We start from the raw sequence: 26,310 nt of genomic DNA on the forward strand, positions 1-26,310 counted from the left end.
CCCGAAGCGATTGCCTGCTCAGCCGCCGAACAGCTCGGAGAACTTCGCCTTGTCGGCGTCTGTCTTGGCGACGATCGCCTTGGTGTCGAACGACATCACCTTGACCTTGACGCCTTCCGGCATCCAGTCGGGACGGCCAATCGAGGCGCGCGCCGGCAGGTAGCCCATGGACAGCGCCAGCTTCTGGCCGTCATCGGAAAGAATGAAGTCGACGAACTTCTTGGCGCCTTCCACATTCTTGGCGGTCTTCATGATGGCGACCGGTTCGGTCACGGCGGGCACGCCCTCGCTGGGGAACACGAACTCGACCGGCGAGCCCTTCTTCTTGGCATTCATCGCCATGAAGTCGACCAGGATGCCATAGGGCTTCTCGCCCGATGCCACCGACTTCAGCACCGCGCCATTGCCACGCACGCTGACGGTGTTGTTGGTCTTCAGCTTCTGGAAGAAATCCCAGCCATAATTGGCGTCGCCGACGAAGCCCGAGAGCAGGTAGGCGGCTGCCCCCGAATAGAGCGGGCTCGGCATGACCAGGCCATCGGCATAGGCGGGCTTGGCGAGATCGGCCCAATGCTCCGGCTTTTCGGCGGCCGCGGTGTTGTAGACGATGCCAGTGGTGATCAGCTTGCTTCCGAAATAGGTCTTGTCGGAATCATAGGCATCGGCCTCGATGCCGTCGAGCTTTGCCTCGGGATAAGGCATCAGCCGGCCGTCCTTCTTCAACAGCTCCATCGAGACCGCGTCGGCGATCAGAAGCACGTCGGGCTGCGGGCTGCCGGCGGCGAACTCGGCCGCCATCTTGGTCAGGATGTCGCTGGTTCCGGAGCGATAGATGGTCACGTCGATGCCGGGCTGCGCCTTCTTGAAGGCGTCCACGGTCTTGGCCGCGTCGGCCTCGGGCTGCGATGTGTAGAGCGTCAGTGTTTCGGCGTTTGCCACGCCGACAAACAAAGTTGCCGAGAGCGCCAGCTGGCTGGCCAGCAGCTTGACGAAATGCGTCTTCATGAGACCTCCTGTCTTGTCTGTGCATGACCGGTCCGGCCCCAGGCCGGCTCCCCGTCTCTTCCTCCCTGCACGGCGCATATGACTGGTGGATGACATAGCGCGTGAAACGCACAAAATATGTTCATATGTACAATGTCAATTACAAATGAACAGAGATGTGCAACTATCGGCAGGCCGCAACCCGGCATCCGGTTGACATCCGGCCGGCGTTTCTCCGATGAGGAGAACGCGGCCCGGCCATGGCTGATGAGGGACGAGAAGACATGCCCACGCAGAAATCCACACCGGCCCTTTTGCCGATGGTGTCGTCCGATCTCAACGTCAAGACGGCCTGGCTCTACTACGTCGAGGGCTTCACGCAGGAGCAGATCGCCGAAAAGCTCGATGTCTCCCGGGTAAAGGTCATGCGCACGCTGGCCGCCTGCACCGCCGAAGGCATCGTCGTCACCATGATCAACGCGCCGACCGCCGAGCAGGTGGCGCTCGAACGGGCGCTTGAGAAGCGCTGGAGCCTCAATGCCGCGGTCGTCATTCCGACGCCCTCGGCCCAGGACCATCTGGAAAAGGCGATCGGCCACGCCGTCGCCGCCTTTCTCGGCGAGCAGATGCAGGACGGCATGACGCTCGCCATCGGCGGCGGCGCGACGCTGCATGCCAGCCTGGGCTTTCTCGCCCGCCGGCAGTTGAAGCGCGCCTCGGTGGTGGCGCTGGTCGGCAGCCTGCCGCATTCGCAATGGATCAACCCGTCGATCGTCGCCGCCAAGGTCGCCGATGTCTTCGAGGTCGACAGCTATCAGATCACCGCGCCGGTGACGGTCGACGATCCCTCGCTTCGCGATCTCCTGTGGGCGCAGCCGACCCTGCTGGATGTGCGGCAGCGCGCGGCCGCCGCCGACATCGCGTTGCTCACGGTCGGCGACATGTCGCCGGACGCCACCATCTTCCGGCACGGCATCGTGCCGTCGTCGCTGATCGCGTCGCTGAAGGCGAAAGGCGCGGTCGCCAACATGCTGTGCTACTTCGTCGATGCCGCGGGCAGGCTGGTCGACCACGAGGTCAATGGGCGCGTCATGGCCATCGATCTCGAAATGGTCGGCCAGGTGCCGAATGTCGTGCTGGCCGCCGGCGGAAAACGCAAGGTGGCCGCGATCCTCGCCGCGCTGAAGGCCGTCAGCATCAATGTGCTGATCACCGACAGCGACACGGCGACCGCGCTGCTGGCGAAAAGCGGTTAGGAGAGCTTCGATTCCTGTTCGAGCTAGATAAGTCCGCGTTCGCGCAAAAAATCCTCGACGCCGACATGGGTCATGGATTCGAATTCGGCGATCGCCTCGGCCACTCGCTTGCGCTGGGCAGCCAGCAGCGTGAACACCTGCTTCATCTCGCCGGAAACGCCAAGCCGGTTCCACCGCTCGGCGATATGCATGGGCAGGCCGATATCGGCACAGAATGCATCCAAGTTGTCGTAGCCGAGGCTTGCGACAAGCTGCTTCGTCTCTTCCGCCGACATGCGCGGTTCGAAGGCATGGTCGTGCAGGCGCTGCGCCACCAGCTTGATGTCGGATGGCGAGGCGCCCATGACCTTGCCAAACAGGGTTTTGACACCAGATGGGTCGAATGCGGGCATGCTGGCCTCCCTGGATCGCGGTCCACAGAGAAGATGGGTCAAGGGTCGGCGCCTGACAAGTCATTTCCGTCGTAAGCCGGCGCACCAATCGGCACCGGCTTGCAACAGAGGGCTAGACCAGCATGCCCATCGGATTTTCGATCAGCCGCTTGAAGGCGACGAGCAGTTCGGCGCCGAGCGCGCCATCGACGGCGCGATGATCGGTCGACAGCGTCACCGACATCACGGTGGCGATTTTGATCTCGCCGTTCTTGACCACCGCCCGCTCCTCGCCGGCACCGACCGCCAGGATCGTCGCATGCGGCGGGTTGATGACGGCGGCAAAGTCCTTGATGCCGAACATGCCCAGATTCGAAACCGCCGTCGTACCGCCCTGATACTCTTCCGGCTTCAGCTTGCGGCTGCGGGCACGGCTTGCCAGGTCCTTCATCTCGTTGGAGATGGTGGACAGCGTCTTTTCGTCCGCTTTGCGGATGATCGGCGTGATCAGGCCGCCGGGGATCGAGACGGCAACGCCGACATCGGCATGCTTGTGCTTGACCATGGCGCTTTCGGTCCACGAGGCGTTGGCATCCGGCACCGCCTTCAAGGCCAGCGCCATCGCCTTGATGACCATGTCGTTGACCGACAGCTTGTAGGCCGGAGCATCGCCCTTTTCGGTCTTCTTCATCGGCGCCGCCGCATTGATCTGCGTGCGCAATGCCAAGAGCGCATCGAGCTCGCAGTCGAGCGTCAAATAGAAATGCGGGATGGTGGTCTTGGCCTCGACCAGGCGCCGCGCGATGGTCTTGCGCATATTGTCGTGCGGGACGAGTTCGTAGGAGCCTTGCTCGAACAGCCGCAGCACGTCCCCCTCCCCCTTGAGGGGAGGGTAGCCGGCCGCAGGCCGGTCGGGTGGGGTCGGCTCGACTGGGGTCGGCGCGAAGGAGGTGCCTTCTGAGGCGACCCCCTCCGTCCGCTTCGCGGACACCTCCCCCTCAAGGGGGGAGGAAAGCGCGGCGTCTATGTCGGCTTTTACAACACGGCCGTATGGACCCGTGCCTGCGATATTGGAAAGTGCAATGCCTGCTTCACGAGCCAAGCGCCGAGCCAAAGGCGTCGCGCGGGTTTTCCCCTCCCCGTCGAGGGGAGGGTGGCCAGCCAAAGGCCGGTCGGGTGGGGTCGGTTCGACCAGGCTCAACGCAGGAGCGGTGCCTCCTGAGACGACCCCCTCTGTCGGCTTCGCCGACATCTCCCCCTCGAGGGGGGAGATTGGCGCCTTGTCCCCATACGCCTCCCCATCAGCGTAGATCCAGGCAACAGCCGCACCCACCGCGATATCGACGCCTTCCTTGCCAGTGACGTCGCGCAGGACGCCGCTGGCCGGTGCGTCGATCTCCATCGCCGCCTTGTCGGTCTCGATCTCGAACAGCACGTCGCCCTTCTTGACGTGGGCACCTTCCTCGGCGAACCAGCGCGAAATCTGTCCGGTCGCCATGTCCATGTCGACCTTGGGAAGAATGACTTCGGTCGGCATCTCTCAGCGAACCCCTTTCACGAGGTCGCGCGCGGCGCTGATGATGTCGGGAACCTGCGGCACGGTGGCCTTTTCCAGCTCCGGATTGTAGGGGATCGGCGTCTCGGCGCCGCCCAGCCGCACGATCGGCGCGTCGAGATAGTCGAACGCCTCGCTCTCGGCGATCATGGCGCTGACCTCGGCGCCGATGCCCAGCGTCTTGACCGCTTCGTAGACGCACATCAGCCGCGACGTCTTCTTGACGCTGTCGATGACGGTCTGCTTGTCCATCGGTCGGATGGTCCTAAGGTCGACGACCTCGACATCGATGCCTTCGGCTTCCAGGGTGGCCGCGGCGTCGAGCGCCTTCTGCACCATGATCGAGGTGGCGACAATGGTGAGGTCGCGGCCCTCGCGGCGAATATCCGCCTTGCCGATCGGCACCGTGTAGTAGCCTTCGGGCACCGGGCCCTTCATCTTGTAGAGCAGCTTGTGCTCGAAGATCATCACCGGATCGGGATCGGCGACCGCCGCCAAAAGCATGCCCTTGGCATCGTAGGGCGTTGCCGGCTGGATGACCTTGAGGCCAGGCACGTGTCCGAGCCAGGCTTCCAGGCTCTGGCTGTGCTGCGCGGCGGCGCCGGTGCCGGAGCCGGCGGGAAAGCGCATCACCACGGGAACCGAAACCTCGCCGCCCAGCATGAAGCGCATCTTGGCCGCCTGGTTGACGATCTGCTCCATGGCGAGCGTCGCGAAGTCGGAAAACTGGAACTCGAAGATCGGCCGCATGCCGGTGAGGGCCGCACCGACCGCGACGCCCGCCCCGCCAAGTTCCGAAATCGGTGTGTCCATCACGCGGTCCGCGCCATAGCGCTCGACCAGATCGCCGGTCACCTGGAAGGCGCCGCCATAGACGCCGATATCCTCGCCCATCAGGAAGACGCGTTCGTCCATGTCCATGGCGATCGCCATGGCTTCCTGGATCGCCTGGGCGTAGCTCAGTTCACGCACCATCGCGTCCATCACGCCTGCTCCGTATAGACATAATTTCCAGTCTCGCTGATGTCCGGCGACGGACTTGCCTTGGCGAATTCGATGCCGTCGGCGATTTCCCGCGCCACCGCATCGCGGATGGCCTCGATGCCCTTGTCGTCGATGAAGCCGAATTCGCGCAGCTCGTTTTCGAACAGCGTGATCGGGTCGCGGTTCGACATCCAGTCCTCGATCTCCTCCTTGGTGCGATAGCGGTTGCGGTCGCTCTTGGAGTGGCCGCGATGACGGTACGTCTTGGATTCGATCAGCGTCGGCCCCTCGCCTGCACGGGCACGCTCGATGGCCTTGTAGGACGCCTCGGCAACCTCGGAGAAGATGTTGCCGTTGACGATGACGCCCGGCATCGAATAGGCGGCGGCGCGCTCAGCGATGTTCTTCACCGCGGTGGAACGGGCCGTCGACGTCGACATGCCGTAGCCATTGTTCTCGCAGACGAAAATGACAGGCAGCTTCCAGATCGCGGCCATGTTCAGCGCCTCGTGGAAGGCGCCTTCATTGTTGGCGCCATCGCCGAAGAAGGACACGACAACCTTGCCGGTTTTCATCCTCTTGGAGGAGAGCGCTGCCCCCACCGCGATCGGAATGCCGCCGCCGACGATGCCGTTGGCGCCGAGATTGCCCTTCCCGACATCGGCGATGTGCATCGAGCCGCCACGCCCCTTGCAGTAGCCCGTGGTCTTGCCGAAGAACTCGGCGAACATGCGCTTGACCTCGGCGCCCTTGGCGATGCAGTGGCCGTGGCCGCGATGGGTCGAGGTGATCTGGTCATCCTCGCCAAGCGGCATGCAGATGCCCATGGCGCTGGCCTCCTGGCCGATCGACAAATGCATCGTGCCGTGGATGAGGCCGCGCGTGTAGCACTCCTCCGCGCCCTCTTCGAAGCGGCGGATGAGGTACATTTTGTAGAGCACCTGCTTGAGCTGCTCGGCGCTGTACTGGCGATAGACGAAGGGCAGGTTGGCGCGGCTGTCCGCCACGGCTTTGCTCAATCCAGCCATGGTCAGGCTCCAACGGTTCCATAGACGAGCTTGTCCTGGCGGGCGCGCAGTTCGGCGATCTTGGAGCCCGGAGCCGGGGTCGCATTGGCATAGGTGATGAGCTCGCCCTTCTTGATCGGCGCCGTCACCGAACCGCCCTGCAGCAGGCCGCAGGGAATCGCCTTGGCGGCATGCGCTTCCGGCGCCGTCATGATCCAGGCGCGGTAGCAATATTCGCCGATCGCATCGAGTTTTTCGCCCGGCTGCATGTCCTTTTTGGCCACGGCGGCGACTTCCGCCACGGGCTTGGCCAGCGGCACCATATCGGCCTTGCCGTAGAGCACGACGCGGGCGCAGGTCAGCGGCACTTCGAGCGAGGTGAGGTGATAGGGGCGGTGGAAGGTGAAGTACGGGCCCTTGCCCATCTTCAGATCTTCCATGCGCTCCGAAATGCGAGGATGCGACATGTCGGCGACGACGAAGACGCCGGGTGCGACACCCTTGCCGATCGAGTAGTCGACGACGCCGACCCTGGACAGCACGCCGCCATCCTTCTGCGGCACCAGCACTTTCGAGAGTTCGCCGAGCGTCGCGGCCGGGCCATGCATGCCGGCCTTGTCGGGCACCAGCCCGGTGGCATTGGCGATCGCCGCCATCTCGACCATGGTCTTGGAGCCGTCGACGAATTCGACCAGCATACGCACATTCATGTGCCGGCGCATGGCCTCTTCTTCATAGGCGGGCGGCGTGGCGTCGATGTTGAGCGGGTTGTTCTTGCCCTTGCCGGCGGCGACGATCGGATGGCCCATCGCCGAGACGAACTCGATCAGCTCCATGCAGGAGGACGGCTCGTCACCGGCGCCAAGCGAATAGGTGACGCCAAGCCGGTCGGCCTCGCTCTTCAGATAGGCGCCGATGGTGACGTCGGCCTCGACATTCATCATCACCAGGTGCTTGCCGTGCTCCATGGCCCGCAGCCCAATCTCGGCGCCGACGGCGGGAACGCCGGTGGCGTCGATGACGACGTCGATGAGGTCATTGTTGATGACTAGGTCGGCGTCGTTGGTGACCGCCACCTTGCCGGCCTCCATGGCGGCCGTCATCGCCGACGCGTTCGACACCTCGCGCGCGTGACCGGTTTCCTGGAAGGCGATGTCCACCGCCTTGCTGGCGGCGGGCAGGTTCAGTTCGGAAATCGCGCCGATCTCGATGCCGGACATATGCGCGACGCGGGTAACGATATCGGTTCCCATCTCGCCGGAGCCGATCAGGCCGATGCGAATGGGCTTGCCCGACTTGCCGCGTTCCTCGAGATCGCGGGCAAGGCCCGTCAATGAAACATTGGAAGCCATACCGCTCATTCCTCCCGTAGTGCAGGCTATGTTCAAGTGCTTGACGGGTATTGAACATCTGTATTCCTGTCAAGACTAATGTCCAAATCCGGTGCTTTTTGACGCGCCTTCGCGGAGGCCGCGTCGACCCCAGGCAATGGCGGCCGCACGCCGGACACATATCGACAGGCGGGCGCGGCGGCGGGGCCTCCTGACGCCGGGAACAAGCAGGCCGGTCCATGGCCATAACGACCGCTATGAAAGCGGACCGTCTCCAGTGTGGAGAGCCCTACGGATCGATCAGATGCCACCGGCAAGGGGAAAATCGTGGAAATGCACGACCACCCCATCGACATCGATGAAGACCACGGCATAGGCGGGCGGTTCGTGACCCAGGCTCCAGCTTTCCGAAAAATCGAGCGCCGTCTGGTGGTTGGTGCTGCGCAGCGTGCTGACCGGGATGCCGCGCCAGCTGCCGGCGATCAGCCGGTGAACGTGGCCGGCGAAGATGTGGCGGACATTGCCGTGGCGCGACAGGACGTCATGGAAGATATCGGCGCCGGCGAGCCTGGCCTCGTCGAGTACCGGAATGTGTATCCGGAACGGCGGGTGATGCATGAACAGGAGGACCGACCGGTCTCGCGCCTCTTGCAGCCGTTGGTCCAGCCAGTCGAGACGCGCTTGACATAGCCTGCCCTCGACATGTCCGCTGTCCAGCGTGTCGAGCAGGATCAGGCGGCCTTGGCTGCCATCGAAAACGCTCTGGACGAAGCCCCCTTCGGCGGCCGCCTGCGGAAACATCTCGAAAAACAGCGCTCGGTCGTCATGATTGCCGAGCATCAGCCGGCAAGGCGGGGCGAATGCCGCCAGTCTTTCCTTCAACGCCGCATAGGCGGCGCGCTCGCCGTCATTGGTGAGATCGCCCGAAATCACCACGAGTTCGGCGTCGGCGTGGTTCTTGACGATATCGGCAAGGCAGGCATCCAGCCGCGCCAGCGGATCGCTGCCGTAAAGGCGACCACCAGGTGCCATCAGATGCGGATCGGAGAGCTGGATGACTTTCATGGTCCTGACCGTAGGCTTGCCTGCCGACGCCGTGGGCATCAGCCGGCAAACGGAGCGCGCTGGCTACCCTCTACTGCGCCGTCCAACCGCCGTCCATCGGCAAGGTCGTGCCGGTGATCTGCCTGGCCGCGTCCGAGCACAGGAACAGCGTCAGCGCCGCAAGCTCCTCGACGGTGACGAATTCCTTCGTCGGCTGTGCGGCGAGCAGCACGTCGTGCTTGACCTGCTCCTCGGTCATGCCGCGCGCCTTCATCGTGTCGGGGATCTGCTTTTCGACCAGCGGCGTCCAGACATAGCCCGGCGCGATCGCGTTGACGGTGATGCCGTCCTGCGCGGTTTCCAGCGCCACCGTCTTGGTCAGGCCTGCAATGCCGTGCTTGGCCGAGACATAAGCTGACTTGAACGGCGAGGCGACCAGCGCATGCGCCGACGCCGTGTTGATGATGCGGCCCCATTTGCGCGTCTTCATGCCGGGCACCACCGCCTTGATGGCATAGAAGGCGGCCAGAAGATTGATGCGGATGATGGCTTCCCACTTGTCGTCGGGAAAGTCCTCGATCGGGGCGACATGCTGGATGCCGGCATTGTTGACCAGGATGTCGAGACTGCCGAACGCCGCCTCGGCGTCATGCACCATGGCGCTCACCGCAGCCCCATCCATCATGTTGGCGTCGGAGTAACGGCACTTGACGCCGAAATCCTTCTCGATGCCGGCGCGTTCCTGCTCGATCGCGGCGGCATCGCCAAGGCCATTGATGGTGACGTTGGCGCCTTCGGCGGCAAAGGCGCGGGCGATGGCCAGGCCGATACCGCTGGTCGAGCCGGTGACGAGGGCGTTCTTCGAAGACAGGGAACCCATGGTGATCTCGCGCGAAGTAGGAGGGAACATGACGATATAATTGTGCGTCGCAACATGACAATGACAGAGCCATGTGTCGGTGCAATTACAGCCAGACGACAGCGTCGGCACGGCCCCTCACCCCGTTCGGAACCATGGTCGTGAGCCTGACACGGCCCTGTCATGGTGCCGTGCAACATAATCGCTTGCGCATTCGCGCGGTCATTCCTGACGAAAATATTGCCCGAAAAGAACTTCGTCTGACAAACCTTGGGGGTGCAGCTTGGAAATCGCCGATGTCGTGAGGCGCGCCTATGCGATGCCGCTGACCAACCCGTCCTTCCCGCCCGGCCCCTACCGTTTCTTCGACCGCGAATACATCATCATCACCTACCGCACGACGCGCGAAGCGCTCGAGGCGGTCGTGCCGGCGCCGCTGGAGATCGACGAGCCGCTGGTCAAGTACGAGTTCATCCGCATGCCCGACTCGACCGGCTTCGGCGACTATACCGAGACCGGCCAGGTCATCCCCGTGCGCTACAAGGGCCAGCATGGCGGCTACGTCCATTCGATGTATCTCGACGACGACGCGCCGATCGCCGGCGGCCGCGAGCTGTGGGGTTTCCCGAAGAAGCTGGCCAACCCCAAGATCGTCCATGAGGGCGAGGTGATCGTCGGCACGCTGCACTATGGCAGCGTTCTGTGCGCCACCGGCACCATGGGCTACAAGCACCGCGAGGCCGACCACGATTCCGTGCTCGCAGCGCTCGCCGCGCCCAATTTCCTGATCAAGATCATCCCGCATGTCGACGGAAGCCCGCGCATCTGCGAGCTGGTGCGCTACTACCTCACCGATATCACGCTGAAGGAGGCCTGGACTGCGCCGGCGGCGCTCGATCTCAGGCCACACGTCATGGCCGACGTGGCGAAGCTGCCGGTGCTCGACATCGTATCCGCCGTTCATTTCAAAGCCGACCTGACGCTGGGACTGGGCGAGGTGGTCCACGACTATCTCGGCGATCACGGCCTGTGCGCCGCCAACCAGTTGGAGAAAGCCCATGCTTAAACGCTACCGCAAGAAGGAGGCCACCGCCACCATCGAGGAAATCTCGGCGCAATACGACCGTATCGCGCTGGTGTTTCAGGGAGGCGGCGCGCTCGGCGCCTACCAGGCCGGGGTCTACCAGGCGCTGGCCGACGCCGGTTGCGAGCCGACATGGCTGTCCGGCGTATCGATCGGCGCCATCAATGCGGCGATCATCGCCGGCAATGAGTCAAGCCGCCGTCTCCAGCGTCTGGAGCAGTTCTGGCACACGATCTCGGGCCGCAAGATCTGGTCCTATACGCCCGAGGGCGATATCTATCGCGATATCCGCAACCGCACCTCCTCTTGGATGACGATGACCATGGGCCAGCCCGGCTTTTTCAAGCCGCGCAGCCCTAATCCCTGGTTCGAGCAGCAGGGCGCCGAGGGCGCCACCAGCTTCTACGACACCGCCGAGTTGAAGGACACGCTGGAGAGCCTGATCGACTTCGACGTGCTGAACGACGGCAAGAAGCGGCTGAGCGTCGGCGCGGTCAATGTCCGCACCGGCAACTTCGTCTATTTCGACACTGACAAGGTCCGCATCGGACCGGAGCACATCATGGCCAGCGGCGCGCTGCCGCCTGCTTTCCCAGCGATCCGCATCGAGGGCGAGTATTACTGGGACGGCGGCATCGTCTCCAACACGCCGCTGCAATATCTGCTCGACCAGGAAGAGGACCGTTCTTCGCTCGTCTTCCAGGTCGACCTGTTCAGCGCCCGCGGTGTCCTGCCGCGCAGCATGCCCGACGTGCTGTCGCGTCACAAGGACATCATGTATTCCAGCCGCACGCGCCAGAACACCGACAATTTCAAGCGCATCCACGGCCTGAAGATGCGCCTGCTCGACGCGCTGAAGCGGGTGCCCAAGGAGCAGCTGACGCCGGATGAGGAAGTGCTGATCGCGGACTATTCCGACGCCGGCATCGTCAACATCGTGCACCTGATCTACCAGCACAAGGGCTATGAAGGTCACGCCAAGGACTATGAGTTCTCCGGCACCTCGATGCGCGAGCATTGGGAGACAGGCCTTGAGGACACCCAGCGCACCTTGCGCCATCGCAAATGGCTGACCCTGCCGACCAATGTCGATGGCGTTGCCATCCACGACCTGCACCGCGAGGATCCGACTTAGAGTCGGGCAGAGGCGGCACCCCGCAACAATCCCGCCGTCGAGTTCCTTCACACCCCCTCTGTCCTGCCGGACATCTCCCCCGCATGGGGGAGATCGATGAGGGCTGCGCCTTCGCCAATCTCCAATAGCTCTCAAAACTGGCGGGGCGCATGAACTGCTAATCTCCCTCCTTGCGGGGGAGATGGCCGGCAGGCCAGAGGGGGGTGCTGTCCCGCCGACACATCGGAATGAACAAGCAAAGGCAGCGCCGGCGACCGGCGCTGCCTTTGCTTGGAAGCTCCATACGCCTCTTCAGAACACCTGGCGGAAGATGATGAACAGCACGAAGGCGAGCGCGATCGAGCACGGCAGGGTCAGCACCCAGGCCAGCAGCAGGTTGCGCACCGTCGACCACTGCAGGCCCGAGCCGTTGGCGGCCATCGTTCCGGCGACGCCCGACGACAGCACATGGGTTGTCGAAACCGGCAGGCCGAGCCTGTCGGCCATGCCGATGGTCACCATCGCCACCAGTTCGGCGGCCGCACCCTGGCCGTAGGTCAGGTGGCTCTTGCCGATCTTCTCGCCGACGGTGACGACGATGCGCTTCCAGCCGACCATCGTGCCGAGGCCAAGCGCCAGGGCGACGGCGATCTTCACCCACAACGGGATGAACTTCGTCGCGTTGTCGACCGCCTTGTGGTAGTCGGTAACCGCCTTGAGGTCGGCCGCTTCCATCGGCAGCAGCTTTTTCTTGTCGATCAGCTTGAGCGCCTCGCCGATCAGATAGATGTCGTTACGGGCATTGCTCACCAGATTGGTCGGCACGTTGTCGACCGAGGCATAGGGCTGCAGCCCGGCGGTCGTGTTGTGGATATAGGTCTGCAGCGCCACGGTGGTCTGGTCGCTCCACGTCCGGGTGCGAACGGCATCCTGGACAGCGGCCTTGGCGTCGGCGACGGTGATGCCGGGCTTTGCATATTTGCCGAGCGCCGTCTCGACATTGACCGAGGCCGACTTGTAGGCTTCGAGGTAGTTGATGTCGGGCGTCCTGTTCAGCGCATAGGCCGTCGGCACCACACCGATCAGGATCAGCATGATCAGGCCCATGCCCTTCTGGCCGTCATTGGAGCCGTGCGCGAAGCTGACGCCGGTGCAGGTGAAGATCAGCAGAGCACGGATCCACCAGGGCGGCGGGGCATTGCCCTTCGGCGCCTCGTAGAGCGCCGGATTGCGCACCAGAAGCTTCATCGCATAGAGCAGGATGGCGGCGGCGAAGAAGCCGACGATCGGCGACACCAGCAAGGTGGTGCCGACGTTGGTCGCCTGCGACCAGTCGACACCGCTGGTGGCGCTGCCGGCCGGCGCCATGAATTGGTTGGCAAGGCCGACGCCGATGATCGAGCCGACCATGGTGTGCGAACTCGAGGCCGGCAGGCCGAGGAACCAGGTGCCGAGGTTCCACAGGATGGCGGCGACCAGCAGCGCGAACACCATGGCAAAGCCCGAGGAGGAACCGACCTGCAGGATCAGCTCGACCGGCAGCAGCGACAGGATGCCGAAGGCGACCGCGCCGCTGGAGGTGAGGACCCCGAGGAAATTGAAGACGCCCGACCACATGACGGCGAATTCGGCCGGCAGGGAGCGCGTGTAGATGACGGTCGCCACCGCATTGGCGGTGTCGTGGAAGCCGTTGACGAATTCGAAGCCGAGCGCGATCAGCAAGGCAATGCCGAGCAGGATCCACGGCACGGTCTTGGCCACCGCCAGATCCTGGCTGAGCGCGTAGGCGACATAGACGATGCCAACCAGCACCAGCACACCGAAGGCGGGCAGGAACCACTTCGCGCCACCTGAATGATCCAGCGGATGCTCCGGTCTCGGAATGCCCGCCTCACTAGAAACTATGTCCACCATGTCCCACTCCTATTGCATTGCAGCAAAGAACTGGGAAAGACGCTATGTCCGGACGATGAACCCTGTGTGACGCCGGGTAGACCCCTGAAGCTCCTAGGCCGGGCCGGAGCTTGTCTTCAGGATTGCCGAGAACAGCGGATCGAAGGCGCGGCTGATCGGCGCCGCCGCCGCGCCGAGCGCGATCGACCAAGGGTCGGTGGTGCCAAGCTGCAGGCGCGGCAAGGTCCGGCCCGGCCGGTCGGCGATTGATGGCAACAGCGGATGCATCGCCTCGACCAGCCGGCGGGCCAGTGCTTCCGGCGCGCCGCTGGTCAGGATGACGGTCTGCGGATCGAAGATCGTCTCGATCAGATGCACGCTCCAGCGCAGATCATGCGCCGCGCCGTCGATCCAGGCCATCATCCCGGGATTCCCGGCCAGGACCAGGGCGTTCATCTGCTCGTAGATATCGCTGTCCGCCGGGTTGAGGCCGAGATGCTGGTAGAGCGAGGCCAGCGATGCGCGATGTTCGAGCGGTGTCGAGCCGGGGCCGGCCGGCGACAGCAAGGCCATGCCGATTTCGCCGGCATTGCCGTGGCCGCCGCTGTAGAGCTCGCCATTGAGGATCAGTCCGGTGCCGATGCCGTAGCCGACATAGAGGCAGACCGCGTGATCGACGCCATGCGCCGCGCCGACGATGCGCTCCGCCGTCGCACAAGCGGCGGCGTCGTTCTGCAGGCCTACATTCAGCCCCGTGCCTTTGGCCAGCGTCTCCAGCAGCGGAAACTTCTGCCAGGCCGGCATCATCCATTTGTCGTCCGAATCCTTCAGTCCGAAAGGGCCGGGCATGGCCACGCCGAGACCGACCAGCCGTTTCTCCGACTGCGAGGAAATCCCGGCCAGGTCACGCCGGACGCCGTTGATCAGGCCGAGTATCACCTCGACGCCCTTCGACGGCTCATCGAACGGCAGGTTCGCCTCGGCGCGCGCCAGCACACTGCCCATCAGATCGACCGCGACCGCCCGCGTCAGGTAGCGGTCGATCTGCAGGCCGATGGCGAAGGCGCCTTCGGGAACCAGCCTGTAGGGTGTCGAGGGCTGCCCCCTGCCCTTGCGCACCGCATCGAGCGCCACGACAAGGCCGTCGCTTTCGAGATCTTCGATGATGTTGGAAACCGCCTGCTTGGTGAGCTGCGTCGCCCGCGCCAGGTCGGCGCGCGACAGGGCACCATTGAGGCGCAATGCCTCGATCATCACACGGCGGTTGTGCGCGCTGGTGCCTTCCTGATTGGTGCCGCTTTTGGCGCGGATCGGGCTGATGTCATCCATCGGCGTTTCCCCTCTTGACTCCATTAGAATATTGATCGACTAATTAAGTCAAGCGAGTTGACTTAATGCGAACCGAATGCCGCAAAACAAGATGGCCAGGGCCTCGGCCCGTCGCCACTGGGCAGCCGGGTGATCATCAGGTCACGCGACATCGATCCGGGAAGACGATGCGAAACATCCGCACCGCCGGCCCGTCAACGCCGGAAATGGGAGAAGAAGATGCTTAAGACAATCACCAAAACACTGGTCGGCGCGGTCTTCGCTGGCGGACTGTTCGTTCCGCACGCTTTCGCCGAAACCACGCTCAACGCGCTTTTCATGGCCCAGGCCGCCTACAGCGAGGCCGATGTGCGCGCCATGACGGATGCCTTCACCAAGGCCAATCCGGACCTCAAGGTCAATCTCGAATTCGTCCCCTATGAAGGCCTGCACGACAAGACCGTGCTCGCCCAAGGCTCGGGCGGCGGCTACGACGTCGTGCTGTTCGACGTCATCTGGCCAGCCGAATACGCCACCAACAAGGTGCTGGTCGATGTGTCGTCCAAGATCACCGACGACATGAAGAAAGGCGTGCTGCCCGGCGCCTGGACCACCGTCCGCTACGACGGCAAATATTATGGCATGCCCTGGATCCTCGACACCAAATACCTGTTCTACAACAAGGAAATCCTAGAAAAAGCCGGCATCAAGACGCCGCCGAAGACCTGGGAAGAGCTTGGCGAACAGGCAAAGATCATCAAGGACAAAGGCCTGCTGAAGACGCCGATCGCCTGGAGCTGGTCGCAAGCCGAAGCCGCGATCTGCGACTACACCACGCTGGTCAGCGCCTATGGCGGCGACTTCCTCAAGGACGGCAAGCCGGACTTCCAGAACGGCGGCGGCCTCGAGGCGCTGAGATACATGGTCGACAGCTACAAGTCCGGCCTCACCAACCCGAACTCCAAGGAGTTCCTGGAGGAGGACGTGCGCAAGGTTTTCGAAAACGGCGATGCCGCTTTCGCCTTGAACTGGACCTACATGTACAACATGGCCAACGATCCGAAGGATTCGAAGGTCGTCGGCAAGGTCGGCGTTGTGCCGGCGCCGGGCGTTGCCGGCACCAGCGAGGTTTCGGCCGTCAATGGCTCGATGGGCCTTGGCGTCACCGCTGTCTCGAAGCATCCGGACGAGGCCTGGAAATACATCGAGTTCATGACCTCGCAGGCGACGCAGAACCAGTATGCCAAGCTCTCGCTGCCGATCTGGGCCTCATCCTATGACGACCCGGCCGTCACCAAGGGCCAGGAAGAGCTGATCGCCGCCGCCAAGCTCGGCCTGGCCGCGATGTATCCGCGTCCGACCACACCGAAATACCAGGAGCTGTCGACCGCGCTGCAGCAGGCGATCCAGGAATCGCTGCTCGGCCAGTCCTCGCCGGAAGACGCCCTGAAGACCGCCGCGCAGAACAGCGGTCTCTGAGCACCTTTCTCCGGTTGCGGGCGGCCTAGTGCCGCCCGTGCTATGTCTGAAATCACCATGAATGAAGAGAGGCTGCTCTGATGTCGGGCACCTGGATGACCACCCGTGCGTGGTTGCTGATGCTGCCGCTGCTCGTGGTCATGATCGCCGTCATCGGCTGGCCGCTGGTCGATACGGTCAGCCTTTCCTTCACCGATGCCAAGCTGGTCGGCACGGGTGGCGATTTCGTCGGCTTCGACAATTACACGAAGATGCTGTCGAGCACGAATTTCTCGCGCACGCTGGTCACCACGGCGCTGTTCGCGGTGATTTCGGTTGCCGCCGAGATGGTGATCGGCGTTCTCACGGCCCTTTTGCTCAATCAGGAGTTCCACGGCCGCGCCGTCCTGCGTGCCCTGATGATCCTGCCCTGGGCGCTGCCGACGGTGGTCAACGCCACCCTGTGGCGGCTGATCTACAATCCTGAATATGGCGCGCTGAACGCGGCTCTCACACAACTCCATCTGATCGACGCCTATCGCTCCTGGCTCGGTGAACCCGGTACGGCGCTGGCGGCCCTGATCGTCGCCGACTGCTGGAAGAATTTTCCGCTGGTGGCGCTGATCGCGCTGGCCGCCCTGCAGGCGGTGCCGCGCGACATCACCGCAGCCTCGCTGGTCGACGGCGCCGGACCCTTCAACCGCTTCCGCTTCGTCATCCTGCCCTATCTCGCCGGCCCGCTGATGGTGGCGCTGGTGCTGCGCACCATAGAGGCGTTCAAGGTCTTCGACATTATCTGGGTGATGACCCGCGGCGGCCCGGCGAACAGCACGCGCACGCTGTCGATCCTCGTCTACCAGGAGGCCTTCTCCTTCCAGCGCGCCGGCTCCGGCGCGTCGCTGGCGCTGATCGTCACGCTGCTCGTGACGGTGCTCGCCGTCGCCTATGCGACGCTGGTGCGAAAGACCGCCGGGAGTGCCGCCTGATGGAACGCAAGAGCCTCGGCTTCACCATCTTCATCCACGCCTGCGCATTGCTGCTCGCCGCAATCATCCTGGCGCCCATCGCCTGGCTGTTCATCATGAGCATATCGCCGGCCGCCGACCTTGCCGCCAAGCCGCTGCGCTGGTGGCCGCAGGCCGCCGACTTCTCGCGCTACCGGCAATTGCTGTCGACCGCTGAAAACAGCGCTGGCGCCGCCTTCACCTCGTCGCTGCGCAACAGCCTGGAGATCGCCGGCATGGCGACGCTGGCGGCATTGGCCCTCGCCATCCCCGCCGGCTGGGCGGTCTCGCGCACGCCCACGATCGGCTGGTCGCTGTCGATGGTCATCGCCACCTACATGCTGCCGCCGGTGGCTTTGGCCGTGCCGCTCTATATGGGCCTGTCGCATCTCGGCCTGCTCAACAATGTCTTCGGCCTGGCGTTGGTTTACCTGACCATACTGGCGCCCTTCACCACCTGGCTGATGAAATCCGGCTTCGACTCCATCCCGCGCGAAATCGAGGCGGCGGCGATGATCGACGGCGCCGGCCTGTTCCAGACCCTGCGCATCATCACGCTGCCGCTCGCCGCACCGGTGATGGCGACCTCGGCGCTGTTTGCCGTGCTGCTCGCCTGGGATGAATTCTTCTATGCGCTGCTGTTCACCTCCGACCAGCGCGCCAAGACCCTGACCGTCGCCATCGCCGATTTGGCCGGCGGCCGTGTTTCCGATTATGGGCTGATCGCCACCGCCGGCGTACTCGCCGCTCTGCCGCCGGTGCTGATCGGCCTGGTCATGCAGCGGGCGCTGATTTCGGGCCTGACCAGCGGCGGTGTGAAAGGACGATGATGACTGCGACAAAAACCCGGCCGGCCGGACTGGCCGCGATCGACCGCGAAATGGCGCGACAGCATGCCGACGCGCGCACTTCGTTCGAACAGAACGCCGCGGTGGCGCAACAGGTCGCCGCCGCGATCGGGAAGACCGGACGCCTGCTTCTGCTCGGCATGGGTGGTTCGCATGCGGTTGGACGCGCTGTCGAGCCGCTCTATCGCGCGCTCGGCATAGATGCCCTGGCGCTGCCGCTTTCCGAACAGCTCGGCCAGCCCCTGCCGCTGGCGGGACGGACGGTGCTTGTCACCTCGCAATCGGGCGAGAGCGCTGAGGTCGTCAGGTGGTTTGCAGAGGCCGGCAGTACTGTCGATGTTTTCGGCCTGACGCTGGAAAGCACCTCCTTCCTGGCGCGCACGGTGCCTTGCCTGGTGGGCGCCGGCGGCACCGAATTGGCCTTTGCCGCGACCCGCAGCCTGACCGTGAGCTTCGCCTTGCACCTGGCCATCCTTGCAGCCCTCGGCGACGACCCGAATGCCGCGCTCGGCGCGCTCGACCAGCCGCACGACACGGACATCAAGCAGGCGCTCGCGGCACTGGAGAAGGTGACGACCATCGTCACCTCCGGTCGCCGTCTGCAGGGCGTCGCCGAGGCCCTGGCGCTCGGCCTCACCGAACTGTCGCGGTTGCCGTGCTTTTCACTCGAAGGCGGCCAGTTGCGGCATGGGCCGATGGAGATGCTCGGCCCGCGGATCGGCGTCATCCTGTTCCGCGACAACGACCCGACGGCGGAACTGGTGACCGCCATGGCCACCTCCGTGGTCGAGGCCGGCGCGCCACTCGTCATCTTCGACGCGTCGGGGCAACCACCCGTGGCAGGTGCCGTCACGCTTCCGTTCAAGCCGGCCTCCGGCATGGCCGCCATCTTTGCCATGCTGCCGGTCGCCCAGCGCCTGATGATCGCTTTCGCCGATGCCCGTGTCGACAATGCCGGCACGCCTGTCCGCACCACCAAGATCACCAGGAGCGAGTGATGCGACCGCTTTCGGTGATCGGCAACGTCAATGTCGACCTGATCGTCGGCCCGGTCGCGCCATGGCCGAAGGCGGGAACCGAGACCGTGGTCGACCATGACGAATTGCGCGTCGGCGGCCAGGCCGGCAACAGCGCACTGGCGTGGCAGGCGCTGGGCGTCGACTTCGCTATTGCCGCCAATGTCGGCGACGATCAGTTCGGCCGCTGGCTTCGCGAGGCTTTCGCAAGCCGCGCCGAAAGATGGCCGGTGCGTCCCGAAGGCACGACGCTGTCGGTCGGCATGACCCATCCGGATGGCGAACGGACCTTCTTCACCACGCGCGGCCACCTGCCGCGCTTCAGCCTTGCCGACGTGCTGTCCGTTTTGGATGGCAACGCGCTTTCCGGCGGCTACGCGCTGCTCTGCGGCTCCTTCCTGACCGAAGACCTGACGCGTGACTACGAGGCGTTTTTCGACTGGGCGGACGGCCACGGCATTGCCGTCGCGCTTGACACCGGTTGGCCGATCGACGGCTGGACCGAAGCCAACTGCGCCGCGACAAGGGCATGGCTCTCGCGCTGCCACCTAGCCCTTTTCAACGAAGTCGAGACGGTGACGCTGGCGGCAACCCCAAGCCCGGTGGAAGCCGCGCGCGAAATCCGCTCCAGCATGCGGCAGGGTGCGACCTTCGTCGTCAAGCGCGGGCCGCAAGGCGCCATCGCCATCGGTCCCGACGGGAACCTCGTCGAAGCCACGGCACCCGATGTCCGCGTTGTCGACACGATTGGCGCCGGCGACGTCTTCAACGCCGCCTTCCTGGCGGCCCTCGCCCAGGAACGGCCGCTGTCCGCCTGCCTTCGCGCCGCGACGCATGTCGCTTCGCGCGCCATTTCCACTCTGCCCCGCAACTATGGCGGGCCGATGCATCTCGAGGAGCCCATGCATGAGCGCGCTTGAAATCCGCGGCATCCGCAAGAGCTATGGCAGCGTCGAGACGTTGAAGGGCATCGACATCGCGCTGCAGAGCGGCGAATTTCTGGTGCTGCTCGGCTCGTCCGGCTGCGGAAAGTCGACGCTGCTCAACATCATCGCCGGGCTCGCCGAAGCGACCAGCGGCGATGTGCTGATCGGCGGCCGCTCGATCCTCGGCGTTCACCCCAAGAACCGCGACATTGCCATGGTCTTCCAGTCCTATGCGCTCTATCCGAACCTGACCGTGCGCCGCAACATCGGCTTCGGGCTCGAGATGCGCCGGGTTGCGGCCGATGAGCGCGAGACGGCCGTGAACGAGACGGCGAAACTCCTGCAGATCGAGACGTTGCTCGACCGCAAGCCGAGCCAGCTTTCCGGCGGCCAGCGCCAGCGCGTCGCCATCGGCAGGGCGCTGGTGCGCAAGCCGCAGGTCTTCCTGTTCGACGAGCCGCTGTCCAACCTCGACGCCAAGCTGCGCCTGGAAATGCGCACCGAGCTGAAGCGGTTGCACCAGATGCTGCAGACCACCGTCGTCTACGTCACCCATGACCAGATCGAGGCGATGACGCTGGCGACGCGCATCGCGGTCATGCGCGACGGCAGGATCGAACAGCTCGGCACGCCGGAAGAGATCTACAACGAGCCGGCAACGCTCTACGTCGCGGGCTTTGTCGGCGCGCCGTCGATGAACATGCTTCAGGCCATCGTCACCGGCGGCAAGCTCGCCGTTGCCGAGTCCGATGTGCGGATGCCTCTGCCCGCGCGCTATGCGAACGCGGCTCGCGAAGCCGCTCCGGTGATCGTCGGTATCAGGCCCGAAGCGCTTCGCGTGGCGAGCGACGCAGCAACGGAACTGTCATTGCCCGTGGAGATCGAGGTTGTCGAATTGACCGGCCCCGAACTGGTCACGACGGCACGGATCGGCACGCAAAGGCTAACCGCTTGCCTGCCGCCGCGAGCCCGGGTCGCCAAGGGCGAAAACCACAGCCTCACCTTCGACGAAGCTGCGCTTCGCCTATTCGACCCTTCGACAGGCAAGGCCCTGCCAACGGCCTGAGACAAGCCGCGCACGGGGCAGCGCTGTCGGCTCGCACCGCCCCGACTATTTGGCGATCTCCAGCAGGGAGGAGACCAACAGCTCCCGCTCGTCTTTCGACAGCACATCGGAATCGAAGAGGTTCATGCTGCGCAACCCCTCGATGGCGAGATAGCAGACCAGCAGCGATTTGAGGTCTGATGTTTCGCCCTTCAGCCGTTCGAAAAGCTGGCGCTTGAACGTCTTGATCGGCGTCATGAAATCGGGATCCTCGGCGATCGCCGAAAAGATCCAGGAGGCCGAGGGCTGCTTTTCCTCGCAGTCATTGGCCGACAGCGTGATGTAGACGGCAAGGGGGTTTTTTCCGTCGCCATTGCCGTTGGCGGCTTCCAACGCCCGCTCGAATTCGCGCAGATAGTCCTCGACCAGCCCCTGCATCAATTTGGCCTTGGTCGGAAAGTTGTAGAGCAGCCCGCCTTTCGACACGCCGGCGCGGCTGGCGACGGCCTCCAGCGAGAGGCTGCCGGGCCCGGTTTCCCGGGCAACATCTGCCGCCGCGGCGAGAATCTTCTCGCGCGAATTCGGTCGTTGGGGTCTCATGGCGCCTCCCTTGGCAAGCTTAGGCCCAATTGACAAGACCGTCCAGACGGTACAGTAAGACCGCCGCTATTTGAAATCGGGGCCTGCAGTCGATATGTGTCCCGATGTCCGCGCTTTGCGCCGGATTTCGACTGAGGGGACTTCCTTGTTCAAGCGCTTACTCCGTATCATTATCATCATTGCGGTCCTGGCCGTGCTCGTCATCGTGGTCGGCGGGATCGTCGGCTTCAACTTCCTGCGCGACAACGGCATCAAGCAGTATTTCGCCACCATGAAGCCGCCCGCGGCGACCGTGTCGACGACCATCGTCAAGCCATCGAGCTGGACGCCCGGCGTCGAGGCGATCGGCACCGTGCGAGCCGTGCGTGGTGTCGACCTAACGGTCGAGACCGCCGGCATCGTCAAGGAAATCCCCTTTCATGCCAACGAGAAAGTCGCGGCCAACGCGGTGCTGCTGCAACTCGACGACGCCGTCGAGCGCGCCGATCTCGACGCGCAGAAAGCGCAGGCCGCGCTCGATCAGGTGTCGCTGAACCGCGCCCTCGAACTGACAAAACGCGGCGTCGGCTCCGACTCGACACTGGACAGCGCGCGGGCGGCGGCGTCCGCTTCGGCGTCCCAGGTCACCAGGCTCCAGGCCGTGCTCGAGCAGAAGCAACTGACGGCTCCCTTCGCCGGTACGGTCGGCATCCCGAAGATCGACCTCGGCCAGTATCTGTCGCCCGGCACTTCCGTTGTGACACTGCAGGATCTCGACACGATGCGGGCCGACTTCACGGTTCCCGAACAGGAGCTCCCGCTGCTCAAGATCGGCCAGACGGTTCGCTTGGGACTTGGTGGCGACGACAAGCCGTTTGCCGGCGCCATTCGCGGCATCGACCCCAAGATCGACCCGTCCAGCCGACTGGTGAACATCCGGGCGGAGGTCGCCAACCCCGACGGCAAGCTGACCCCCGGCCAGTTCGTGCAGGTGCGTGTCGAACTGCCCGAGGAGCAGAACGTGCTGATACTGCCACAGACGGCGCTGACCACCAGCCTCTACGGCGACTACGTCTTCGTCGTGCAACCGGCCAAACCGGCTGCGGCGGCGCCGGCCAAGCCGGAAGAAAAACCCGCTGCGGCTACCGACAAGGCGGCGGATGCCAAGCCAGCGGATGCCAAGCCAGCGGATGCCAAGCCAGCGGATGCCAAGCCAGCGGACGCGATGAAGCCGGCAACCGATGCCATGAAGCCGGCCGCTGAAGCGGCCAAGCCCGCGGCCGATGCGGCTAAACCTGCCGACCAGCCCGCTACCGATGCGGCCAAGCCGGCGGCGGAAGGCGACAAGCCAGCGCTGGTGTTGTCGCAGGTCTTCGTCAAGCCCGGTCGCCGCAACCAAGGCATGGTCGAGATCGTCGAAGGGCTGAAGGCAGGCGACGAGGTCGTCACCGCGGGCCAGAACCGGCTCTTCAACGGCATGTCCGTCAACGTCGACAACACCATCGACCCGACCAAATCGGCGAACAAGCAGGCCGGCCAGCAATGAGCTTTTCCGATCTCTTTATTCGCCGGCCCGTCCTTTCGACGGTCCTTGCCTGCATGATCCTGCTGCTCGGGTTCCAGGGCATCTTCAACCTGTCGATCCGGCAGTATCCGAAGGTTGACGAAACGGCGATCACCATCACGACCGCCTATCCGGGTGCCAGCGCCGACCTGATCCAGGGCTTCATTTCCGCCCCGATCGCACGCGCCGTCGCCTCGACCGAAAACATCGACTACGTCACCTCGTCCAGCCGTCCGTCGTCCAGCACCGTGACGGTGCAGATGAAGCTCGGTTCCAACCCCGACGTGGCGCTGACCGAAGTGCTGTCCAAGGTCCAGGGCGTGCGTGGCACCTTGCCGGACGCGTCCAAGGACCCGGTCATCGTCAAGGGCACCGGCCAGCAGTTCGCGATGATGTACATCTCGATGCAGAATCCGAACATGACGAAGGAGCAACTGACCGAGTATATCGAGCGCGTCATCAGGCCCCGCATGTCGACGGTCGAAGGTGTCGCCGACGTGCAGATCTTCGGCGCCCAGGAATATTCGATGCGCGTTTGGATCGACCCGGTCCGGCTTGCCGCGCGCGGGGTGACGGCAGCGGAAGTGCTGGCAGCGATCAACAACTCCAACTTCCTGTCTGCGCCCGGAAACACCCAGAACGAATATGTCGTTTCCTCCATTACGGTGCGTTCGACGCTGCAGACGCCGGAAGCCTTCGCCGAACTGCCGTTGCGCTCGACCGACGGCAATGTGGTGCGATTGCGCGACGTGGCCCGCGTCGAACTCGGCGCCGAGAACACCGACACCAGGGTCTCCTTCAACGGCAAGCCCGGCACCTTCCTCGCCATCTTCCCGACCCCGGCGGCCAACCCGCTGACCACAGCGGCCGCGCTCACCAAGCTTGTGCCGCAGATCCAGGAAACGCTGCCGAAAGGCATGACGATCGAGGTCGTCTACGACGCCACCGGGCAGATCAGCGCCTCGATCGACGAGGTGTTCAAGACCATCGCCGAGGCGGTCGCCATCGTCGTCGTCGTCATCCTTCTGTTCCTTGGCTCTTTCCGTTCGGTGATGATGCCGATCATCACCATCCCGCTGTCGCTGGTCGGCGTCTGTTTCCTTCTGTTCGCGGTCGGCTATTCGATCAATCTTCTGTCGCTGCTGGCCATGGTGCTGGCAATCGGCCTTGTCGTGGACGACGCCATCGTGGTGGTGGAAAACATCCACCGCCACATGGAAGAAGACCACATGACGCCCATGCAAGCGGCGTTCAGCGGCATGCGCGAGATCGCCTCCGCTATCGTCGCCATGACCATGACGCTGGCCGCGGTGTTCGCGCCGCTGGCCTTCACCGGTGGCTTGACCGGTGCGCTGTTCCGCGAATTCGCGGTGACGCTCGCCGGCTCGGTGGTGCTGTCGGGCGTCATCGCCATCACCATCACCCCCATGATGTCGGCGCGTCTCTTGAAGCCCGGCAACGCCGGCCGTTTCCAGCGCATCGTCGACGGCGTTTTCTCGCGGGTCGAGCATGTCTACGAGCGTGCCGTCACCGGGTCGCTGAACTATCGCCCGCTGACGCTGCTCATCGTGCTGGCCCTGGTCGGCGTGACCGGCTTCATGTTCACCAAGACCTCGAGCGAACTGGCACCGGAAGAAGACCAGGGCTTTCTGCTCTCGCTCGTGACCGCGCCAGCCTATGCGACATCCGATTACACCGAGACCTACGTCAACCAGATTCTCGGCCTGGTGAGGGACATTCCCGAAACACGGGCGCAGTTCTCCGCCGTGGCCTTCGGTGGCACGACAAACAGCGCTTTCGTCGGCTTTGCCTTCAAGGATTGGGCCGAGCGCAAGCGCAATTCCAAGGAGCTGCAGGCCGACATTACGGCCCGTATCAACAAGGTCGCGGGCGTCCAGGCCTTCGTCTTCGCCCCGCCGACGCTGCCGGGCTCCGGCGGCGGCCTGCCGATCGCCATGGTGGTGCGCTCGACCGGCGATTCCTCGGAAGTGTACCAGCAAGCCGAGCAGATCAAGAACAAGGCACAGGCCTCGGGCCGCTTCATCGTCGTGCAGAACTCGATGTCTTATGATTCGCCGCAGGTGACGGTCACCATCGACCGCGATCGCGCCGCGGCCCTCAACCTGCCTATCGCCGATATCGGCCGGACGCTGACGCTGCTGGTCGGCGGCGCCGAAGTGGCGCAATTCGACCGCGACTCCAACAGCTACGACATCATTCCGCAGGTGCCGCAGGAATTCCGCGACAACCCCGAAAAACTCGGGCAATACTTCGTGCGCAGCGTGACGGGCGAGATGGTGCCGCTGTCGGCTGTCGTGAAAATTTCGAACAATGCCTCGCCGGCCGCGATCGAGCAGTTCAACCAGCTGAATTCATCGACGATTTCCGCGCTGCCATTGCCCGGCGTTACCACCGGCGATGGTTTGAAAGTGCTCGAGGACATCGCCAGGGAGAGCCTGCCCGACACCTTCTTCATCGACTACTCCGGCCAGTCCCGGCAGGAGAAGGAGCAGGGCAACACGATCCTGATCGCTTTCGGGGCTGCCGTCATCGTCATCTATCTGGTGCTGGCGGCGCAGTTTGAGAGCTTCCGCGACCCGTTGATCATCATGATGGCGGTGCCGCTGTCGATCTTCGGCGCCATCGTGCCGCTCAATCTGGGCCTCGGCACCCTCAACATCTACACGCAAGTCGGCCTGATCACGCTGATCGGCCTAATCACCAAGCACGGCATCCTGCTGGTCGAGTTCGCCAATCAGCAGCGCGAACTCCACGGCATGCGACGGCGTGATGCCATCATCGCCTCGGCCAAGGTGCGCCTGCGGCCGATCCTGATGACGACGGCGGCGATGGCGCTCGGCGTCGTGCCGCTGATCACGTCCAGCGGTGCCGGTGCCGCGGCCCGCTATTCGATGGGCCTCGTCATCTTCACCGGCATCCTGGTCGGTACCATGTTCACGCTCTTCGTGGTGCCCATGTTCTACACCTTCATCGCCAGCAAGGACCTGCCGCATCTGGCGGAAAAGCCGGATCCGAAGCTGATGCCGGCCCTGCCGGACTGATAGAAAAGCCGAAGAACA

At 64.1% G+C, this 26,310-nt stretch carries 22 protein-coding genes; 11 read left to right on the forward strand and 11 right to left on the reverse strand.

The genetic code is table 11. The features are described 5' to 3' along the window. Positions 1-18 precede the first annotated feature (18 nt). Positions 19-1,005, reverse strand: coding sequence for an ABC transporter substrate-binding protein (locus X741_RS159370; protein ID WP_023776832.1), 987 nt, complete (start codon positions 1,003-1,005; stop codon positions 19-21). A 263-nt stretch (positions 1,006-1,268) separates the two neighbouring features. Here X741_RS159370 and X741_RS159365 point away from each other — a divergent pair, with 263 nt between their 5' ends. Continuing rightward, positions 1,269-2,240, forward strand: a complete 972-nt coding sequence (locus X741_RS159365) for a sugar-binding domain-containing protein (protein WP_023776833.1) — start codon at positions 1,269-1,271, stop codon at positions 2,238-2,240. 23 nt (positions 2,241-2,263) lie between these two features. Here the strand turns inward: X741_RS159365 and X741_RS159360 are convergent, their stop codons facing one another. The 7 genes from X741_RS159360 to X741_RS159330 all read right to left on the reverse strand — a co-directional run bounded on the left by X741_RS159360 (position 2,264) and on the right by X741_RS159330 (position 9,412). Beyond that, positions 2,264-2,632, reverse strand: coding sequence for a hypothetical protein (locus X741_RS159360; RefSeq protein WP_023776834.1), 369 nt, complete (start codon positions 2,630-2,632; stop codon positions 2,264-2,266). A gap of 112 nt (positions 2,633-2,744) precedes the next feature. Then, positions 2,745-4,148 carry a pyruvate dehydrogenase complex dihydrolipoamide acetyltransferase gene (locus tag X741_RS159355; protein WP_023776835.1) on the reverse strand — a complete coding sequence of 468 codons (1,404 nt, stop codon included), beginning with the start codon at positions 4,146-4,148 and terminating at the stop codon, positions 2,745-2,747. Between the two features lie 3 nt (positions 4,149-4,151). Next, positions 4,152-5,150, reverse strand: coding sequence for an alpha-ketoacid dehydrogenase subunit beta (locus X741_RS159350; RefSeq protein ID WP_023776836.1), 999 nt, complete (start codon positions 5,148-5,150; stop codon positions 4,152-4,154). After that, the gene (locus X741_RS159345; RefSeq protein WP_023776837.1) at positions 5,150-6,178 is read right to left on the reverse strand and encodes a thiamine pyrophosphate-dependent dehydrogenase E1 component subunit alpha; all 1,029 of its coding nucleotides are present in this window, start codon (positions 6,176-6,178) and stop codon (positions 5,150-5,152) included. The genes X741_RS159350 and X741_RS159345 overlap by 1 nt, the downstream gene beginning before the upstream one ends. A gap of 2 nt (positions 6,179-6,180) precedes the next feature. Then, complete coding sequence (locus tag X741_RS159340; RefSeq protein WP_023776838.1) at positions 6,181-7,509, reverse strand: NAD(P)H-dependent oxidoreductase; 1,329 nt, start codon at positions 7,507-7,509, stop codon at positions 6,181-6,183. Positions 7,510-7,788: 279 nt separating this feature from the next. Then, the gene (locus tag X741_RS159335) at positions 7,789-8,553 is read right to left on the reverse strand and encodes a phosphodiesterase (RefSeq protein ID WP_023776839.1); all 765 of its coding nucleotides are present in this window, start codon (positions 8,551-8,553) and stop codon (positions 7,789-7,791) included. 70 nt (positions 8,554-8,623) lie between these two features. Then, entirely contained in the window at positions 8,624-9,412 is a 789-nt protein-coding gene (locus X741_RS159330) for a 3-hydroxybutyrate dehydrogenase (RefSeq protein WP_023776840.1), read from the reverse strand. 262 nt (positions 9,413-9,674) lie between these two features. Here X741_RS159330 and X741_RS159325 point away from each other — a divergent pair, with 262 nt between their 5' ends. After that, positions 9,675-10,457: an acetoacetate decarboxylase gene (locus X741_RS159325; RefSeq protein ID WP_023763796.1), complete on the forward strand. Its 783-nt coding sequence runs from the start codon at positions 9,675-9,677 to the stop codon at positions 10,455-10,457. Then, positions 10,450-11,610 carry a patatin-like phospholipase family protein gene (locus X741_RS159320; RefSeq protein WP_023776841.1) on the forward strand — a complete coding sequence of 387 codons (1,161 nt, stop codon included), beginning with the start codon at positions 10,450-10,452 and terminating at the stop codon, positions 11,608-11,610. Before X741_RS159325 ends, X741_RS159320 begins: the two co-directional genes overlap by 8 nt. A gap of 291 nt (positions 11,611-11,901) precedes the next feature. Here X741_RS159320 and X741_RS159315 read toward each other — a convergent pair whose 3' ends face one another. Continuing rightward, entirely contained in the window at positions 11,902-13,503 is a 1,602-nt protein-coding gene (locus tag X741_RS159315) for an inorganic phosphate transporter (RefSeq protein WP_023776842.1), read from the reverse strand. Positions 13,504-13,596: 93 nt separating this feature from the next. Next, positions 13,597-14,811: an ROK family transcriptional regulator gene (locus tag X741_RS159310; RefSeq protein WP_023776843.1), complete on the reverse strand. Its 1,215-nt coding sequence runs from the start codon at positions 14,809-14,811 to the stop codon at positions 13,597-13,599. Between the two features lie 219 nt (positions 14,812-15,030). Between X741_RS159310 and X741_RS159305 the strand changes: the two genes are divergently transcribed. The 6 genes from X741_RS159305 (at position 15,031) to X741_RS159280 (ending at position 21,108) form a co-directional block, all read left to right on the forward strand. Then, positions 15,031-16,269 (forward strand): extracellular solute-binding protein, encoded by a 1,239-nt coding sequence (locus X741_RS159305; RefSeq protein WP_023763793.1) that lies wholly within the window; start codon positions 15,031-15,033, stop codon positions 16,267-16,269. An 80-nt stretch (positions 16,270-16,349) separates the two neighbouring features. Next, positions 16,350-17,234 (forward strand): sugar ABC transporter permease, encoded by an 885-nt coding sequence (locus X741_RS159300; protein WP_023776844.1) that lies wholly within the window; start codon positions 16,350-16,352, stop codon positions 17,232-17,234. Continuing rightward, positions 17,234-18,082 (forward strand): carbohydrate ABC transporter permease, encoded by an 849-nt coding sequence (locus X741_RS159295; protein ID WP_023776845.1) that lies wholly within the window; start codon positions 17,234-17,236, stop codon positions 18,080-18,082. Before X741_RS159300 ends, X741_RS159295 begins: the two co-directional genes overlap by 1 nt. Beyond that, positions 18,082-19,098, forward strand: a complete 1,017-nt coding sequence (locus X741_RS159290) for an SIS domain-containing protein (RefSeq protein ID WP_023776846.1) — start codon at positions 18,082-18,084, stop codon at positions 19,096-19,098. Before X741_RS159295 ends, X741_RS159290 begins: the two co-directional genes overlap by 1 nt. Then, positions 19,098-20,036: a PfkB family carbohydrate kinase gene (locus tag X741_RS159285; RefSeq protein ID WP_023776847.1), complete on the forward strand. Its 939-nt coding sequence runs from the start codon at positions 19,098-19,100 to the stop codon at positions 20,034-20,036. Before X741_RS159290 ends, X741_RS159285 begins: the two co-directional genes overlap by 1 nt. Beyond that, positions 20,023-21,108, forward strand: a complete 1,086-nt coding sequence (locus X741_RS159280; protein ID WP_023776848.1) for an ABC transporter ATP-binding protein — start codon at positions 20,023-20,025, stop codon at positions 21,106-21,108. The genes X741_RS159285 and X741_RS159280 overlap by 14 nt, the downstream gene beginning before the upstream one ends. 45 nt (positions 21,109-21,153) lie before the next feature. Here the strand turns inward: X741_RS159280 and X741_RS159275 are convergent, their stop codons facing one another. After that, on the reverse strand, positions 21,154-21,687 hold the full coding sequence (locus tag X741_RS159275) for a TetR/AcrR family transcriptional regulator (RefSeq protein ID WP_023776849.1): 534 nt from the start codon (positions 21,685-21,687) through the stop codon (positions 21,154-21,156). 145 nt (positions 21,688-21,832) lie between these two features. Here X741_RS159275 and X741_RS159270 point away from each other — a divergent pair, with 145 nt between their 5' ends. Both X741_RS159270 and X741_RS159265 read left to right on the forward strand, forming a co-directional pair. Beyond that, the gene (locus X741_RS159270; RefSeq protein ID WP_023776850.1) at positions 21,833-23,212 is read left to right on the forward strand and encodes an efflux RND transporter periplasmic adaptor subunit; all 1,380 of its coding nucleotides are present in this window, start codon (positions 21,833-21,835) and stop codon (positions 23,210-23,212) included. Beyond that, the gene (locus X741_RS159265) at positions 23,209-26,292 is read left to right on the forward strand and encodes an efflux RND transporter permease subunit (protein ID WP_023763785.1); all 3,084 of its coding nucleotides are present in this window, start codon (positions 23,209-23,211) and stop codon (positions 26,290-26,292) included. Before X741_RS159270 ends, X741_RS159265 begins: the two co-directional genes overlap by 4 nt. Positions 26,293-26,310 lie beyond the last annotated feature (18 nt).

The sequence above is a fragment of the Mesorhizobium sp. LNHC221B00 genome, from assembly GCF_000502935.1.
GTDB classification, from domain to species: Bacteria; Pseudomonadota; Alphaproteobacteria; order Rhizobiales; family Rhizobiaceae; genus Mesorhizobium; species Mesorhizobium opportunistum.

What these genes read in the sequence shown, in the direction of transcription:
- X741_RS159345 (WP_023776837.1), bottom strand. Translation starts at nt 6,178, where the DNA reads ATGGCTGGATTGAGCAAAGCCGTGGCGGACAGCCGCGCCAACCTGCCC.
- X741_RS159300 (WP_023776844.1), top strand. Translation starts at nt 16,350, where the DNA reads ATGTCGGGCACCTGGATGACCACCCGTGCGTGGTTGCTGATGCTGCCG.
- X741_RS159310 (WP_023776843.1), bottom strand. Translation starts at nt 14,811, where the DNA reads ATGGATGACATCAGCCCGATCCGCGCCAAAAGCGGCACCAATCAGGAA.
- X741_RS159285 (WP_023776847.1), top strand. Translation starts at nt 19,098, where the DNA reads ATGCGACCGCTTTCGGTGATCGGCAACGTCAATGTCGACCTGATCGTC.
- X741_RS159265 (WP_023763785.1), top strand. Translation starts at nt 23,209, where the DNA reads ATGAGCTTTTCCGATCTCTTTATTCGCCGGCCCGTCCTTTCGACGGTC.
- X741_RS159330 (WP_023776840.1), bottom strand. Translation starts at nt 9,412, where the DNA reads ATGGGTTCCCTGTCTTCGAAGAACGCCCTCGTCACCGGCTCGACCAGC.
- X741_RS159290 (WP_023776846.1), top strand. Translation starts at nt 18,082, where the DNA reads ATGACTGCGACAAAAACCCGGCCGGCCGGACTGGCCGCGATCGACCGC.
- X741_RS159365 (WP_023776833.1), top strand. Translation starts at nt 1,269, where the DNA reads ATGCCCACGCAGAAATCCACACCGGCCCTTTTGCCGATGGTGTCGTCC.
- X741_RS159295 (WP_023776845.1), top strand. Translation starts at nt 17,234, where the DNA reads ATGGAACGCAAGAGCCTCGGCTTCACCATCTTCATCCACGCCTGCGCA.
- X741_RS159340 (WP_023776838.1), bottom strand. Translation starts at nt 7,509, where the DNA reads ATGGCTTCCAATGTTTCATTGACGGGCCTTGCCCGCGATCTCGAGGAA.
- X741_RS159315 (WP_023776842.1), bottom strand. Translation starts at nt 13,503, where the DNA reads ATGGTGGACATAGTTTCTAGTGAGGCGGGCATTCCGAGACCGGAGCAT.
- X741_RS159360 (WP_023776834.1), bottom strand. Translation starts at nt 2,632, where the DNA reads ATGCCCGCATTCGACCCATCTGGTGTCAAAACCCTGTTTGGCAAGGTC.
- X741_RS159355 (WP_023776835.1), bottom strand. Translation starts at nt 4,148, where the DNA reads ATGCCGACCGAAGTCATTCTTCCCAAGGTCGACATGGACATGGCGACC.
- X741_RS159350 (WP_023776836.1), bottom strand. Translation starts at nt 5,150, where the DNA reads ATGGACGCGATGGTGCGTGAACTGAGCTACGCCCAGGCGATCCAGGAA.
- X741_RS159370 (WP_023776832.1), bottom strand. Translation starts at nt 1,005, where the DNA reads ATGAAGACGCATTTCGTCAAGCTGCTGGCCAGCCAGCTGGCGCTCTCG.
- X741_RS159280 (WP_023776848.1), top strand. Translation starts at nt 20,023, where the DNA reads ATGAGCGCGCTTGAAATCCGCGGCATCCGCAAGAGCTATGGCAGCGTC.
- X741_RS159275 (WP_023776849.1), bottom strand. Translation starts at nt 21,687, where the DNA reads ATGAGACCCCAACGACCGAATTCGCGCGAGAAGATTCTCGCCGCGGCG.
- X741_RS159320 (WP_023776841.1), top strand. Translation starts at nt 10,450, where the DNA reads ATGCTTAAACGCTACCGCAAGAAGGAGGCCACCGCCACCATCGAGGAA.
- X741_RS159305 (WP_023763793.1), top strand. Translation starts at nt 15,031, where the DNA reads ATGCTTAAGACAATCACCAAAACACTGGTCGGCGCGGTCTTCGCTGGC.
- X741_RS159335 (WP_023776839.1), bottom strand. Translation starts at nt 8,553, where the DNA reads ATGAAAGTCATCCAGCTCTCCGATCCGCATCTGATGGCACCTGGTGGT.